Annotated in this window: 15 protein-coding genes and 2 pseudogenes; 14 read left to right on the top strand and 3 right to left on the bottom strand. The window is 67.8% G+C overall.

The window, feature by feature from the left end:
- Positions 1-31: 31 nt before the first annotated feature.
- Together LWP59_RS38330 and LWP59_RS38335 are read right to left on the bottom strand one after the other, a co-directional pair.
- The gene (locus LWP59_RS38330; protein WP_101434552.1) at positions 32-1,105 is read right to left on the bottom strand and encodes an IS110 family RNA-guided transposase; all 1,074 of its coding nucleotides are present in this window, start codon (positions 1,103-1,105) and stop codon (positions 32-34) included.
- A 210-nt stretch (positions 1,106-1,315) separates the two neighbouring features.
- Positions 1,316-1,603 (bottom strand): annotated as a pseudogene (locus tag LWP59_RS38335) (transposase); the annotation flags it as partial.
- Between the two features lie 299 nt (positions 1,604-1,902).
- Here LWP59_RS38335 and LWP59_RS38340 point away from each other — a divergent pair.
- The 7 genes from LWP59_RS38340 to LWP59_RS38365 all read left to right on the top strand — a co-directional run bounded on the left by LWP59_RS38340 (position 1,903) and on the right by LWP59_RS38365 (position 10,498).
- Positions 1,903-2,973: an IS110 family RNA-guided transposase gene (locus tag LWP59_RS38340; RefSeq protein ID WP_229858590.1), complete on the top strand. Its 1,071-nt coding sequence runs from the start codon at positions 1,903-1,905 to the stop codon at positions 2,971-2,973.
- 270 nt (positions 2,974-3,243) lie between these two features.
- A complete protein-coding gene (locus tag LWP59_RS38345; RefSeq protein ID WP_144639118.1) occupies positions 3,244-4,596 on the top strand; it encodes a hypothetical protein in 1,353 nt (450 codons plus the stop codon).
- 15 nt (positions 4,597-4,611) lie between these two features.
- Entirely contained in the window at positions 4,612-5,574 is a 963-nt protein-coding gene (locus LWP59_RS38350) for a site-specific integrase (protein WP_222425546.1), read from the top strand.
- Entirely contained in the window at positions 5,513-5,809 is a 297-nt protein-coding gene (locus tag LWP59_RS40560; RefSeq protein ID WP_208637360.1) for a tyrosine-type recombinase/integrase, read from the top strand. Before LWP59_RS38350 ends, LWP59_RS40560 begins: the two co-directional genes overlap by 62 nt.
- Positions 5,806-8,079 carry a tyrosine-type recombinase/integrase gene (locus LWP59_RS38355; protein WP_144639116.1) on the top strand — a complete coding sequence of 758 codons (2,274 nt, stop codon included), beginning with the start codon at positions 5,806-5,808 and terminating at the stop codon, positions 8,077-8,079. The genes LWP59_RS40560 and LWP59_RS38355 overlap by 4 nt, the downstream gene beginning before the upstream one ends.
- Entirely contained in the window at positions 8,069-8,512 is a 444-nt protein-coding gene (locus LWP59_RS38360; RefSeq protein ID WP_144639114.1) for a DUF6262 family protein, read from the top strand. The genes LWP59_RS38355 and LWP59_RS38360 overlap by 11 nt, the downstream gene beginning before the upstream one ends.
- Positions 8,513-9,214: 702 nt before the next feature.
- Positions 9,215-10,498, top strand: a complete 1,284-nt coding sequence (locus tag LWP59_RS38365) for an IS256 family transposase (RefSeq protein WP_144639112.1) — start codon at positions 9,215-9,217, stop codon at positions 10,496-10,498.
- Positions 10,499-10,540: 42 nt separating this feature from the next.
- Here LWP59_RS38365 and LWP59_RS38370 read toward each other — a convergent pair.
- Positions 10,541-11,035 (bottom strand): annotated as a pseudogene (locus LWP59_RS38370) (Scr1 family TA system antitoxin-like transcriptional regulator); the annotation flags it as partial.
- Positions 11,036-11,291: 256 nt separating this feature from the next.
- On the opposite strand from LWP59_RS38370, the gene LWP59_RS38375 reads away from it, so the two are divergent.
- From LWP59_RS38375 to LWP59_RS38405, 7 genes are read left to right on the top strand one after another with little or no spacing between them, the layout of a single operon-like run.
- Positions 11,292-11,552: a hypothetical protein gene (locus tag LWP59_RS38375; RefSeq protein WP_144639137.1), complete on the top strand. Its 261-nt coding sequence runs from the start codon at positions 11,292-11,294 to the stop codon at positions 11,550-11,552.
- Complete coding sequence (locus tag LWP59_RS38380) at positions 11,549-11,686, top strand: hypothetical protein (RefSeq protein WP_186383265.1); 138 nt, start codon at positions 11,549-11,551, stop codon at positions 11,684-11,686. The genes LWP59_RS38375 and LWP59_RS38380 overlap by 4 nt, the downstream gene beginning before the upstream one ends.
- Positions 11,683-12,054, top strand: coding sequence for a hypothetical protein (locus tag LWP59_RS38385; protein WP_144639135.1), 372 nt, complete (start codon positions 11,683-11,685; stop codon positions 12,052-12,054). Before LWP59_RS38380 ends, LWP59_RS38385 begins: the two co-directional genes overlap by 4 nt.
- Positions 12,051-12,287 carry a hypothetical protein gene (locus LWP59_RS38390; RefSeq protein ID WP_144639133.1) on the top strand — a complete coding sequence of 79 codons (237 nt, stop codon included), beginning with the start codon at positions 12,051-12,053 and terminating at the stop codon, positions 12,285-12,287. Before LWP59_RS38385 ends, LWP59_RS38390 begins: the two co-directional genes overlap by 4 nt.
- A 53-nt stretch (positions 12,288-12,340) precedes the next feature.
- The gene (locus LWP59_RS40850) at positions 12,341-12,754 is read left to right on the top strand and encodes a hypothetical protein (protein WP_308431799.1); all 414 of its coding nucleotides are present in this window, start codon (positions 12,341-12,343) and stop codon (positions 12,752-12,754) included.
- Positions 12,755-12,767: 13 nt separating this feature from the next.
- Positions 12,768-13,007: a hypothetical protein gene (locus tag LWP59_RS38400; RefSeq protein ID WP_233921964.1), complete on the top strand. Its 240-nt coding sequence runs from the start codon at positions 12,768-12,770 to the stop codon at positions 13,005-13,007.
- Positions 13,008-13,014: 7 nt separating this feature from the next.
- A complete protein-coding gene (locus LWP59_RS38405) occupies positions 13,015-13,278 on the top strand; it encodes a helix-turn-helix transcriptional regulator (protein WP_144639131.1) in 264 nt (87 codons plus the stop codon).
- The last annotated feature ends 78 nt before the right edge of the window (positions 13,279-13,356 follow it).

A 13,356-nucleotide genomic window follows, 5' to 3' on the forward strand; every position in this document is an offset into this window, starting at 1 on the left:
CTCCCTGATGCTCCTATGTCAAGCCCCTATGTCAAGCCGCCTGCGGCAGCGGTGCAGATTCGGTTGTGGTCGGCCGCTTGGCCGGCGCGGCACGGTGCTCGTCGGCCAGAAGTGCGCGGAACACAACGTCGGAGAGCCGTCGCCGGAGCAGGCGGATGGCCTCTTTGCGGGTCTTGCCGCGCGCGAGGAGCTTGTCGACGTAGTCCTTGCCCGGTCCGATGCCTCGAACCTGGGTGATGGCGATCATGTGCAGGGCGCAGTTGATGGTGCGGTTGCCGCCGCGATTGAGCCGGACCTTGCCAGAGCTGCTGCCCGACCAGACGGGGATCGGGGCGGTTCCACTGAACCGGGCGTAAGCGTCCTTCGAGCGAAACCGTTGCGCCCCAGCCGTTTCCCCAAGGATAACCGCGGCGCCCAGAACCCCGCAGCCGGGGACTTCCAGCAGCGTGGGCGCCAGGACGCGCACCCGGTCACGCAGTTCACGCTCCAGGGCGTTGATCTGCATCGTGAGCTCCCGGCAGCGAGCCAGCAGTTCGCGGGCGATGCGCGCCACAAGACCGTCGCGGCCGGCCAGGCGGCGGGCCAACTCATCGATGACGCAGTAACGGCGCAGACCACGCGCGGGGACATGCAAGTTCGGGTCGATTTCGTGCAGGTGCCAGCGCAACCGATTGATCAGCTCCGTGCGCTGCTCGACGAGGTTGTGGCGGTAGTCGACCAGCAGCTTCACCTCGCGAGTCGGCCCATCCAGCTGCGCGACGGCCAGGTCTGGCTCGCGCAGAGCCGCGTGCGCCACTGCCAACGCATCGATCGGGTCGGACTTCCCGGGCGCGCGCCCGCTGCGACGGGACGCGGCCATCAGATGGGTGGGCACCCGCGCCACCGCGCACCCGGCGCTCAGCAAGTCACGTTCCAGCCTGCGTGTGACATGCCGGCAATCCTCGACCGCGAAGCGCGCGTTCGGCCACTGGCCGGCCCATTCCACAATCTTCAAGTGGTCCTCGCTGGTGGTGCCGACCGTCCGCTCGGCCAGCTTCCGGCCGATCCCGTCAACGGCTACCAGCGTGTGGCTGCGTTTGTGCGCATCCACACCGATCACGACCATGCTCAACCCGGGTTCCCTTTCCTCGCAGACCGATGACACCATCGGGCGAGGCGGGCACGCGTCAATCGGGCCTGCGGCGCGCTCCTATGAAGCCACATCCTCGCCCAGCGGGTGTCCGGCGGGGCCGCACATCAGGACAAGCCACCAGTCGCCTGGGGCAGCGAAGAAACGAGCGAACCCTGCCGGACACCAAGATCATGACATTGACGCGAAGAAAATCGACGCCGCTTTCAAAATCTCCGTCGCCCGACGCAATTCTCGGTTTTCGCGTTCAAGCTCACGAATCCGCTCCGCCTCCGCGCTCGTCGGCCCCGGTCGCTCCCCGGCACCCGCCTCCGCCTGGCGCACCCACCGGCGCAGCGTCTCCGCCGTCACCCCCACCTTCTCCGCGATCGACCGGATCGCGTCCCACTGCGACGAATACTGCCCCACCTGCTCAAACACCAACGCAACCGAGCGTTCACGCAGCTCACGCGGGTACCTCGACGACCGTCCCATGATCATATTCTCCACTCACACGTGGAGTCTCCATCAAACCCAGTGAGACTTGCGGGGCAGACGTCACCGGCGGGGTCTGACTCGATCAAACCCTGACCTCGAATGGGAGTGTCTTCGCCCCGATCTGTCGGCCTTGCCGGGGCGTCTGCTTGGTACGCGCCGGAGGGCCGGGACGTGACTTGATAGGAGCTTGCGACCGCCCATCACTGGTTTGTCCGCCCAGCCGTCCGGCGCGTGCCGCCTTGCCCGGAACGTCCCGCAGGAAGGCGACAGGCCCCAGGATGGCACAACGCGGTCAGATGAAAAAGCCCAGCAAGCGCAGGATTGCCGGTGGGGTGGACACCCACGGCGACACCCATCACGCGGCGGTGGTGCTGCTCAACGGCGCGCGGGTGGCCGATGCGGAGTTCCCCGCCACCCAGCGGGGATACGACCAGCTGCTGAGCTGGCTGCGCTCACACGGCAGACTGCACGCGGTCGGCGTGGAGGGCACCAGTTCTTACGGGGCGGGCCTGGCGCGCCACCTGGCCAGCACGGACGTGACGGTTGTCGAGGTCAACCGGCCCGACCGCCGCCAGCGCCGCGCGAAGGGCAAGTCCGACCCGCTCGATGCCTACGCCGCCGCCGAGGCCGTGCTCGCCGGCCGGGCCACGGCCATTCCCAAGGCGGGCAGCGGAATCGTGGAGGCAATCCGCACCCTGCACACCACCCGCGCCGGCGCGGTTAAATCCCGTACGGCCGCGATGAACGAGCTACGGTCGCTGCTGGTGACCGCCCCAGCCGACCTGCGCGACCGGCTACGCGGCCTCGGCGCGGTCGGCCTGGTTGAGGCATGCCTGCGCTTGCGCCCGGCAGGCGACCCGGCCAGCCCGCAGGCAGCTGCCCGGGTGGCGCTACGCGCCTTGGCCCGCCGCCACCGCAACCTGACCACCGAGATCGCTGATCTGGATGCCCAGCTGCGGCCGCTGGTTGAACGGGCCTGTCCCCGGCTGATCGCCATCCACGGCGTGGGCTACGAGACCGCCGCCCAGCTCCTGATCACCGCCGGCGACAACCCCGACCGAATCGGATCCGAGGCCGCCTTCGCCGCTCTCTGCGGCACCGCCCCAATCCCCGCTTCCAGCGGCAAGACCCACCGCCACCGCCTGTCCCGCGGCGGCGACCGCCAAGCCAACCGCGCCCTGCACCTGATCGCCTGCACACGCTTGGCCACCTGCCCCAGAACCCGCGCCTACCGCGACCGCCGCGCCCAGCAACAACTATCCACAAAGGACATCCTTCGCTGCCTCAAACGCTACCTCGCCCGCGAGATCTACAAAGTCATCACCACACTGCACGCCCCCGACCACGAACTTCCAGCTACCGCTTGACAAACCATAGGAGCATCAGTGACCAAACGCGTTCAGTCTTCGCGGGAGCGACTGTCTGCGTCGAAGCGGGTCTGGCATTGCCGGTGAGAACCACGGGACCGGTTTTCGATGAGGACGTCTGGGATTTCACCGAGGTCATCGGTCTACGGGTGCAGATGACGCCGGCCCGCCGCCGGTTCGACTTCACCCTCATCGCCGACGCCCGCTGGCGGCTGGTTGCCAAGGAACTGGTCCCTGGCCCTGCTTGCGCCTCGACACGAAGCCGTCGCGGTGCTGCCGCGCGCCCTGCGCACACCGCTGCACCCACAGACCTGCCACGGACGACTGGCCGAGCTGACCCGGTGGTTCACCTGGCTCGCCAAGTACGGCATCGTCAGCCTCGACGAGGTCGACGAGGACTGCTGCGCGGCATACCTGGCCCACCGCCGCTACGTTCGTGACGCGGACGGTGTCGTTGTCGGTGATCGCAGTCCCGCCGTCCGCCGAGCCGCTGCGCAGACGGTCGTCGACTTGCTCAACTATCGGGAGCTGTTCACCACTGATCGGGTCCGGGCGGACCTGCGGCCTTGGTCGGGCGCTTCTCCATCGGCCGTCGCCGAGATGCGATCCGGCCGGGACGGCAACACCACCCCGCCACTGGACGATCGAGTGCTGCAACCTCTGCTGGCCGCAGCGCTCTACCTGGTGACCGTGATCGGCCCGCGCACGGCCGAACTCACCGCTCAGATGCGCGAGCAACGCCAGTGGAAGCGTCGCCGAGACCCCGCCCATGACCTCCGCAAACAACCCCCAGAATCTCGAAAGGGATTCGCCCGCGTCCTCAGCGAATACCGGCAGGCCCGTCGACCGTTGCCGTTGCTTCCCGACCATATCGTCGCCGAGCGCGTGGACGCGGGCTGGTCCGTCAACGACCCGCTGACCCCGCTCGCGCTCGACAATTTGGCCAGGCAAGCCGGCTACGTCGTCTTCAACCCGAGCTGGACGCGCACGCTGCGCGATGTGATCGAGTCGACGCTCGACGTCGTCGGGGCAGAGAAACCCTTGGGACGCAACGCCACACACGTTCCTCTCGCCAACAACGACAACGAGACGGTCCCCTGGACTCTTCCCTTGCATGACGCCGAGGCACGCACGTTACTGGGTGCAGTCCGCACCGCGGCAATCATCACGATCACCCTGACCAGCGGGATGCGCTCGAGCGAGCTGATGGAGCTGCGGGCCGGCTGCCGCCAGCCCCCGCAAGAACACGCACCGGGGCTGGTGCGCTACCGGCTGGCCAGCCGCGTCGTCAAGGGCAAGCCGCTGGGCGGCGTCGAGGACGAGTGGGTCGTCGTCGAACCGGCCTACCTGGCCGCCGGCCTGGCCGAGCAACTCCTGGACGATCCCCAGTCCGGCGCCCTGTTGTTCGGACGGTTCGCCTTCGACGTCCGCTATCGATGGTTCCGCAACTGGGTGAATGGTCCCACTGGTCGCCGACTCGGACTGGCTTCCATCCCCGAGGACAACGTCACCATGCGCGCCATGCGCCGAACCCTGGCCCTTGAACTGGCCTACCGCCCCGGAGGGCTGCTGGCCGCGAAGGTCCAGCTGAAGCACATTTCCGTTGTTATCTTGAGCTGCTGAACGTGTGTCTTCCATGTGCGCCACGGGTTCGTGGGGCGGCGTGATCGACCTGGTGGACGTGGTTATCTCCGGCTCGTCTATCACGTTGATCACGTTGGAGGAGTTGTGCACGTTCAGCGCGTGGCGATGCCCGCGTCCCGGGTTCCATCCTGGACCGTCCTGAACGAGGACGGTATCCAGGTCGAGCCGATCGAGCGGTATCTGACCTACCTGACCGACATCGAGCGATCCCCGAACACCGTCAAGGCGTACGCCCATGATTTGAAGGACTACTGGGTCTTTCTGTGGCAGCGCGGGTTGGACTGGCGGGAGACCCGGTTGGAAGACATCGGTGAATACGTCGCGTGGCTGCGGCTGCCGCCGGCCGGCCGCGACGGCCACGTGGCCGTGTTGCCGTCGGTCCAGCCGCACGTGACGGCGTCCACGGTCAACCGGAAGCTCTCGGCGCTGGCGGCGTTCTACACCTACCAAGCGCGCAACGGCGTGGACGTCGGCGAGCTGCTGACCACCTGGCAGCTACCGGGCCGCCGGGGCGGGTGGAAGCCGTTCCTGCACCACATCAGCAAGGGCAAACCCCAGCCTCGGCGGGCGATCTCGCTGCGGGCCGAGAAGAAGCTCCCTCGCGTCCTGACAGTGGCGGAGATGCAGTCCATCATGGACGCCTGCGGTCGACTGCGGGATCGCTTCCTGCTTGCGTTGTTGTGGGACAGCGGCGTTCGCGTCGGCGAAGCGTTGGGGCTTCGGCACGCCGACATCGCCGCGGCTGAACGCGAGGTGACGATCGTGCCGCGGATCAACGACAACGGCGCGCGGTCGAAGTCGCGCGAGCAGCGCACCATCCCGGTGTCGGCGGAACTGATCCGGTTGTGGGGCGACTATCTGCACTGCGCAGTATGGCGATCTGGACTCGGACTACGTGTTCATCAACTTGTGGGCCCAGCCCCTGGGGCACCCATGGTCCTACCCGGCAGTCTATGACCTGGTGCGACGACTACGGCGGCGAACGGGGATCGCGTTCGACCCGCATTGGTGCCGGCATTCGGCGGCGACCAGGATGTTGCGCGACGGAGTCCCGATCGAGGTCGTGTCCAAACTCCTCGGTCATTCCTCTGTGACCACCACGCTTTCCGTCTATGGGCACCTCACGGCCGAGGACGCCCGGCGGGAGTTGGAGAAGGCCGGCTGGTTCACGGGGCGCGAGGTGAGCTGGTGACCACGTCCAAGGTGACGCCCGTCGGCGCGGTGCGTCCAGGCCTGCTGGAGAAGCTGGTCGCCGCGGTCCGACCGGAGTTCAGAGCAGAGATTCTGGCGTTCGGCCCGGACGATCCTGTCTTGGGTGGAAAGCCTTGCCGGGTAACGGGATGCGGGCGCACGGGTCGTATCCGAGGGTTGTGCTTCGGCCATGACAGCCGTTGGCGGCGCGAAGGAAAGCCAGACCTGGGCCACTTCATCGCCACTACCGACCCGAGGATGAAGGGTCACCAGCCCTTGGCGTCGTGCCGGATTCCGGGCTGCCTCAGGGGACGGAAGGAACGGGGGCTGTGCACGCGCCACCACTACGCCTGGCAGCGGTCGGGCCAGTCCGACCTCAACCAGTGGGTGGCCGCGCTGCCGCCGGTAGTGGAGCCCGATCCGCCGGCGACATGCCGGATCGCCTACTGCGACCTATGGGTCCATGCGGACTTGCCGTTCTGCCTGACGCACGGCATCCGCTGGAAAGAACAAGGCCGGCCGGACATCGACGACTACGCCCGCGGCTACGAGAACGACTCCACACCCGGCCACGAGCGCATCGACCTGCGCGAACTGGACGCGCATCTGCGACTGGAGACGCAGTACGCCTTGCAGTGCCGGCACGACGATGCAGCGATCCGGATCGCGCCGAGCGCGGTGCAGGTCGTGGTCAACTTCCTCGCCGCCACCGAGGTTTCCTCGCTGCTGGACCACGACGAACACGCTTGGCTACAGGCGTGGAAGCAACGATTCCCCAAGCGAGCACGGTTCTCCAACGGCGACTCCGGTCGCGCGCTGCTCATCTATGCGCGCCGCAAGGTCGAGGAGTCGCATCTCGGCCGAGGCTGGGACGTCGAGTACCGCCGTGACGTCTGGCGGCTGCGCAACCTAGGGGTCGAGGAGGGGCCCGCGACGGTGCGGTTCGACCAGATCAGCCAGACCTGGCTCAAAGAACTGGCCAAGCGGTGGATCCGGTGGCGGCTGAGCAGCGGCCTCGGCACCGGATCGGCCACCAAGGCCGCGCTCGCGCTCACCAGCTTCAGCCGGTTCCTGACCTCGCCCGCCGTCGGTGTCGACCGGCTCGCCCAGGTCGACCGGCCCCTGCTGGAACGCTACCTGGCCGACCTGCACACCGAGCTGGCCGGCAAGAAGATCCACGGCGAACGCATCAGCCAGCTGCACCTGTTCCTGCAAGCCATCCGCCGGCACGGGTGGGATGAATCGCTGCCCGCGAATGCGACGCTCCACAGCGAGGACTTCCCCAAGAAGGGGCAGTTGCTTCCCCGGGCGCTGGCCGAACACGTCATGACGCAACTGGAAGATCCCCACAACCTCAATCAGTGGAACGACCCCGACCGTCGGCTGATCACCCTCATCCTCATCCGCTGCGGGCTCCGGCTTGGTGACACCCTGCGCCTGGCCGTCGACTGCGTCGTCCACGACGCCGACAACGCCCCCTACCTGCGCTACGTCAACCACAAAATGAAACGCGAGGCCCTCGTGCCCATCGATGAGGAACTCGAAGCCCAGATCATCAAGCAGCGACGAAAAGTCAGCGACTGCTGGCCGAACCGGATCCCAGTGCTCTTTCCCCGCTCCAGAGCCAACCCCGACGGCAGCAAGCGCGCCAGCCACTCCGGCTACCAGCACGCGCTGGCCGAATGGCTGCGCCGCTGCGACATCCGCGACGCCCACGGCAACCCTGTCCATGTCACCCCGCACCAATACCGACACTCACTCGGAACCCGGTTGATCAACCTCGACGTCCCTCAAGAAGTCGTCCGACGCATACTCGATCACGATTCTCATGCCATGACGGCCCACTACGCCCGGCTGGCCGACACCACAATCCGCCGGCACTGGGAAAAGGCTCGCAAGGTCAACGCGACCGGCCAAACCGTCACCCTCGCCCCGGACGGCCCGATGGCCGAGGCGGCCTGGGCCAAGCAACGCATCGGCCGCGCCACCCAGGCCCTGCCCAACGGCTACTGCTCGTTGCCGCTGGTCAAGACCTGCCCGCATGCCAATGCTTGTTTGACATGCCCGATGTTCGTCACGACCGCCGAGTTCCTGCCCCAGCACCGGCACCACCATCAAGAAGTCCTTCAGATCATCTCCGCGGCCGAGGCCCGCGGCCACACCCGGCAGGCGGAGATGAACCGGCAGGTCGCCGACAACTTGGAGAAGATCATCACCACGCTTGAGGTCGACGATCCCGGCCAGCAAGAGGCGGCCGCCGATGCGTCCTGACAACACTAAGCCGATCATCGCCGCCGCCCGGCGGCGCCACGAGTTGACACGGGCCAAAGCGATCCAAGCACTACGCGAACTCGACCATGCCGGCACGCCGGTCACCTTCCACACTGTCGCCACTGCGGCTGCAGTCTCCCGGTCCTGGCTCTACGCCCAGCCCGACATCCGGGCCGAGATCGAGCGCCTCCGCGAGGCCACGGGACGCACGCCCACGCCGCCGATCCCGGCCAGCCAACGCACGACCGAGTCCTCGGCCCTGGCCAGGCTCGATGCTGCACTCAAACGAAACCGTGAACTCGCAGAGGAAAACCAGCGCCTGCGGCGCCAACTGGCCCACGCCCTCGGCCAGCTTCGTCATACACCCGACGCCAGCGACCCGACTGCTCCCGGCAAACGACGTCGCTCTTCGGTAACGATCGGGCCCTGCTGACAGGGATCCCACTACCAGCGGCGGCCGCGTCGGCGACACCGTTCACGACGTGGCCGCCCAGGTCACAGCCGGGATCAAATCGAAAGCTCAAGATAACCGTTGCTACGCCGTAGTCCTTCGCCGTGACCTCCCAGCCCAGGCATTCGATACCCGACCAGAAGTTCCCCACCCGAAATGAGGGGCGGGTGCGCACCGCGAACCAGCCCAGATCCACCGGGTTCGAGCTGGCGGCCCATGAAGAGGCGTAACAACACCGGTTTCTCGCGTATACCTTCCCGTCTCGCTCACCGCGCCCGGCCCATCCGGCAGTGCTGGACCGACGCGACTTCGTCGAGGCTGCTCCCACCCTCCCCGGCGACCCCCGGTTCAGGCTGCCTCCAGCTGCACCAGGCCGCTACGACGACCCAGCGATGGACGGTCTTCCACCTCCATCCGACACATCAGCGCCTCGTGGCGCACCGGACTTTGTGCCAGAGCCGGAATCCGGTCCGGACGAGCCCGTCCGCCTGGGCAAGGCCCGCGTCCAACACGTCTCGTTCGCCGCCTTGGCCAGGACGACCAGCCGTTTGACCAGGCCCCGTGCCTGGGTCGAGCAATGCTTGGAATCTGTGGATGGCCGGGAGGGGGCGTACCTTCCCGGTGACCGGTTGAAGGTTCCAAGCATGGCCGACGCGCCAACGTCGGCCGGGAAGGTACGACCCGATGCTCACCGTAGTCCCTGACCCTGCCGCTGGCGATGACGGCGCTCCTGTCGGCTCGCGGTCGTTGATTGATGAGATCGTGCGTGAGGGCGCGTGTCGGATGCTGGCCGAGGCTCTGCAGGCCGAGGTGGACGCCTACATCGCGCGGTTCGCCGGCGAGCGTGACGAGCGCGGCCACCGCCTGGTCGTGCGTAACGGCTACCACCAGCCGCGTGAGGTGCTCACCTCGGCGGGCGCGGTCGAGGTGACGGCGCCGCGGGTCAACGACAAGCGCACCGATCCCGAGACTGGTGAGCGGATGCGGTTCTCCTCGGCGATCCTGCCGCCGTGGGCGCGTAAGACCCCGAAGATCACCGAGGTACTGCCGCTGCTCTACCTGCACGGCCTGTCATCCGGGGATTTCGTGCCCGCGCTGGGGCAGTTCCTGGGCTCGGCGAAGGGCTTGTCGTCGGCGGTGATCACGAAGCTGACCGAGCAGTGGAAGGCCGAGCAGCGCGCGTTCGCCCAGCGTGATCTGTCCACTGTGGACTTCGTGTATCTGTGGGCAGACGGGATCCACGTCAACATCCGCCTGGAGGAGGCGAAACTGTGTCTTCTGGTGATGATCGGGGTGCGCGCCGACGGCCGCAAGGAACTCGTCGCCTTGGCCGATGGCTACCGCGAGTCCACCGAGTCTTGGGCGGATCTGCTTCGGGACTGCAAGCGCCGCGGGATGCGTGCCCCGGTACTGGCCGCCGGGGACGGCGCGCTGGGGTTCTGGGGCGCGCTGCGCGAGGTGTTCCCTGAAACCCGCGAGCAGCGCTGCTGGTTCCACAAGATCGCCAATGTGCTGTCCGCTCTCCCGAAGTCGGCGCACCCCGGTGCGAAGAAGGCCCTCGCGGAGATCTGGAACGCCGAGGACAAGCGGCACGCGCTGGACGCGGTGAAGGCCTTCGACGCCGCCTACGGCGCGAAGTTCCCCAAGGCGGTCGCGAAGATCACCGAGGACATTGACGTGCTGCTCGCGTTCTTCGACTTTCCGGCCGAGCACTGGGTGCATCTGCGCACCACCAACCCGATCGAGTCGACCTTCGCCACCGTGCGGCACCGCACCAAGGTCACCAAAGGGCCAGGCTCGCGCGCCGCCGGGCTCGCGATGGCGTTCAAGCTCATTGAGTCAGCACAGGCCCGCTGGCGCGCGGTGAACGCACCCCACCTCGTCGCGCTCGTCCGCGCCGGAGCCCGCTTCGAGAACGGACAACTCGTCGAACGACCCGACGACCACACCCAACCCGCAGCAGCCTAAAAGATCTTCATCCACAGATCTTGACAATTGCTCGGCGCGCACGACCTGCTGGGCGTCCATCGGCGGGACGCGGAGGTTGCCCACCAGCAGCGCGGCGGCGTAGTCAGGCGTCTGAAGTTGGCCGGGCAGCAACAGCGACTCGTAGGAGAACTCGGCGGCGGCGAGCCCTTCGAGCCCGACGAAGATCTTGAACCAGTTGGGCAGTACGTCGCTGAACGGTGCCCACCAGGTGCCCTGATCGGCACGCGCCGCCAACGACGCCATGCGGTCGACGTGCTCCACGTCCGCGTCGTACGCCCGGAGCAACGCGGTGACCTCGTCGGGTTTCTGCTGTGTCTTCCCGGTCTCCAGGTAATTGATCTTTGCCTGGCTGCAACCGAGCACCTTGGCCGCTTCGGTCTGCTTCAGGTTCGCGCGCTCACGGGCGACCTTCAGGTCATGCCCGATCAGGAAACGCAACGCGGACGGGTCTGCGCGATGGTCGGCCACTGATGCCCTCCCGTATGCCTGCCAGATCACACACAGTGTCGCATCCATCGAGTCACATAACACCAGGTCCACCCAATGGATGTATAGATCATTGTATATATACAAGCTAGGTTACGGTGGTGCCGACATGGAGACGGTACACAAGGCGGACGGGACGCCAACGCGCGGGTGAGCAGCCGCGCTGCGGCTGTCCGACGCCGAAGCCCCGGCGGGGCCGGGCCGGACCCCCGACCTGGCCCGGCTTCGCCGGTACCACCAGCCGACCCGCACCCGCGCGGATCGGTGCGGCGAGCGGAGAGCGGTCATGTGGCGAACGCGACGCAAGCCTGGTCAGTGGGTGGCGGCGTGCCGGGATGTCGCCGACCGACGCCGGGAAATCCTGGTGCTGCCCACCGACGATGACCGGGTGGCGCTGGTCTTCCCGCCCGGCGAGGTCGCCGTGTTGGAGCCGTTGCAGGCCGGTCGCCTGCGCGCCGCGCTGCGTGACGCGGTGTTCGCGCTGGACCAGCCCCCGACACGCGAGGAGCACCAGCACGCCGTCCCGACCGTGCGGGCCAGCGCATGAGTCCCGCCGGGCAGGTCGTCGTGCTGGTCATCGCGGCCACGGTGTTCGTCGTCCGGTTGATCGCCGCGATCTACCACGCGCGGGTCGACGGCCGGATCGCCGCCCGCCGCGCCCGCCAGGAGCGACAGCCGTGAGCCCGCTGTCCGCGCGAGCCGCCCGCGAGCTGGGCAGACGCCTGCGCTCCGCTGGGTTCCGTCCCCTGCCCGACGTGGCCGACGACGGCGAGCTGATCGGCACCCGCCTGTGGCGAGTGCGCGCCGGATACGTGGAATACCTCGCGCTGCGCCCCAACGGACTCGCCCACGCCGTCCGCGCCGAAGCCACCTTCGACTACCAGAACCCCACCGAGCACGGCCCGGTGATCGAGCACCACTCCGGTCACGCCATCAACGCCCTCGACTGGCTGCTCACCAGCGCCAATCCGCCCTCCGGCGACCTGCTCCGCCCCTACGCCGCACCCGACGCCTCAGGCGAGCCCGACGAGCCAGGCGGTGGCCGATGACGACCCCGCCCCTCGCCGTGGACTGGCTCATGTCGGCCTACGACGCCACCTGGCACGCCTTTCCCACCGCGCAGCTCGCCGACCCGCGGCGCACGTTCTACCAGGCCATCTGTGACCACTCCGTGCCCGCACGGCACGCCGAGCGCACCGCGCCGCGCGTGTTCTGCCCCGCCTGCCTGGTGCTCTACGGCGCCCAGATCCCCGACGACCAGCGCTGGCAGATGGATGGCTGACCCGATGCCCGCACTGACCCTGCCCACAACCGGCAACCAATTGGAGGCACGTCATGACCACCGCAACGCCGACCCGCTCGGACGAGCAACAGGCCGCCGAACCCGCGCGTGAGCTGCCGAAACACCGTCACCTGCTGGACCAGGTCGTTCCCGACCCGTCAGGGCTGACGCCGTTGAGCGACGAACCGGGATTCGCCGCGATCCTGGAAAACATGGTCGCCGACGAGGCACCCCGCCTGTTCGCCATCGTGCAGGAGTACGGCGAGCGCGTGGACGGGCGGATCGCCGCGTGGGGCATCGCGTTCGACGACGGCCACGCCGAGATCGTGGCGCGCGGCGTGCAGGGCAGGCTACGCGCGCCGGAGGACGCGCTGCGCTTCTTCAACCTCGGTAGCCACATCCGCGCCCGACTGGTGTGGTTCAACCCGGACGCGGCCACACCGCCCGAGGACGACGAGGCTGCCTGAACCGGCGCTGGGCGTGTCGGCCGACGGTGTGCCGTGGCTGCCGGGAGTGTTCCGGCCGCTCTACCACGCCATCCCCGACAACCAACGCGCCACCGACTTCGGCGGCGTCATCGTGCTGTGGGCCGCCTGCGGAGCGCCCGTGACGCCCTGGGCGGGCAGCACCCTGCCGTACCAATCGTGCCCCGACTGCGAACGCCTCGTCGGCCCCATGCCGACCACAAACCCGGCCCGTCACGGCCAGAGGAAGGAGTGAACCAATCGTGGCCCGATCATCGCGCCCGCTGGCCAACCGGCGCGTCGTCGTCGGCTACACCCAAGAGGGACTGGCCGAGGCGCTGGGGGTCGATCGCACCACGATCGGCCGCTGGGAACGCGGCGAACAGCAGCCCCAACCGTGGCAACGCCCCGACCTCGCCCTCAAGCTCGGTATCACGCTGGAAGAGCTGGACGGGCTGTTGCGGCATCCCAACTCCGGGTTGCCGACGGTGCCCGTTGGGCCTGGGGCGGTCGGTCTCGGAACCTAAACTCCGTGTACAAGATTCACTCACCTGGGTAATCATGGAACGACAAGGCTGGCAAGGAGCGTGGAGACCATGAATACC

This window comes from Amycolatopsis acidiphila, from assembly GCF_021391495.1.
GTDB classification, from domain to species: Bacteria; Actinomycetota; Actinomycetes; order Mycobacteriales; family Pseudonocardiaceae; genus Amycolatopsis_E; species Amycolatopsis_E acidiphila.

Coding starts and splice junctions, on each gene's coding strand:
- LWP59_RS38375 (WP_144639137.1), top strand. CDS start 11,292: ATGTGGCGAACGCGACGCAAGCCTGGTCAGTGGGTGGCGGCGTGCCGG.
- LWP59_RS38365 (WP_144639112.1), top strand. CDS start 9,215: ATGCTCACCGTAGTCCCTGACCCTGCCGCTGGCGATGACGGCGCTCCT.
- LWP59_RS38340 (WP_229858590.1), top strand. CDS start 1,903: ATGAAAAAGCCCAGCAAGCGCAGGATTGCCGGTGGGGTGGACACCCAC.
- LWP59_RS38360 (WP_144639114.1), top strand. CDS start 8,069: ATGCGTCCTGACAACACTAAGCCGATCATCGCCGCCGCCCGGCGGCGC.
- LWP59_RS38380 (WP_186383265.1), top strand. CDS start 11,549: ATGAGTCCCGCCGGGCAGGTCGTCGTGCTGGTCATCGCGGCCACGGTG.
- LWP59_RS40850 (WP_308431799.1), top strand. CDS start 12,341: ATGACCACCGCAACGCCGACCCGCTCGGACGAGCAACAGGCCGCCGAA.
- LWP59_RS38330 (WP_101434552.1), bottom strand. CDS start 1,105: ATGGTCGTGATCGGTGTGGATGCGCACAAACGCAGCCACACGCTGGTA.
- LWP59_RS38390 (WP_144639133.1), top strand. CDS start 12,051: ATGACGACCCCGCCCCTCGCCGTGGACTGGCTCATGTCGGCCTACGAC.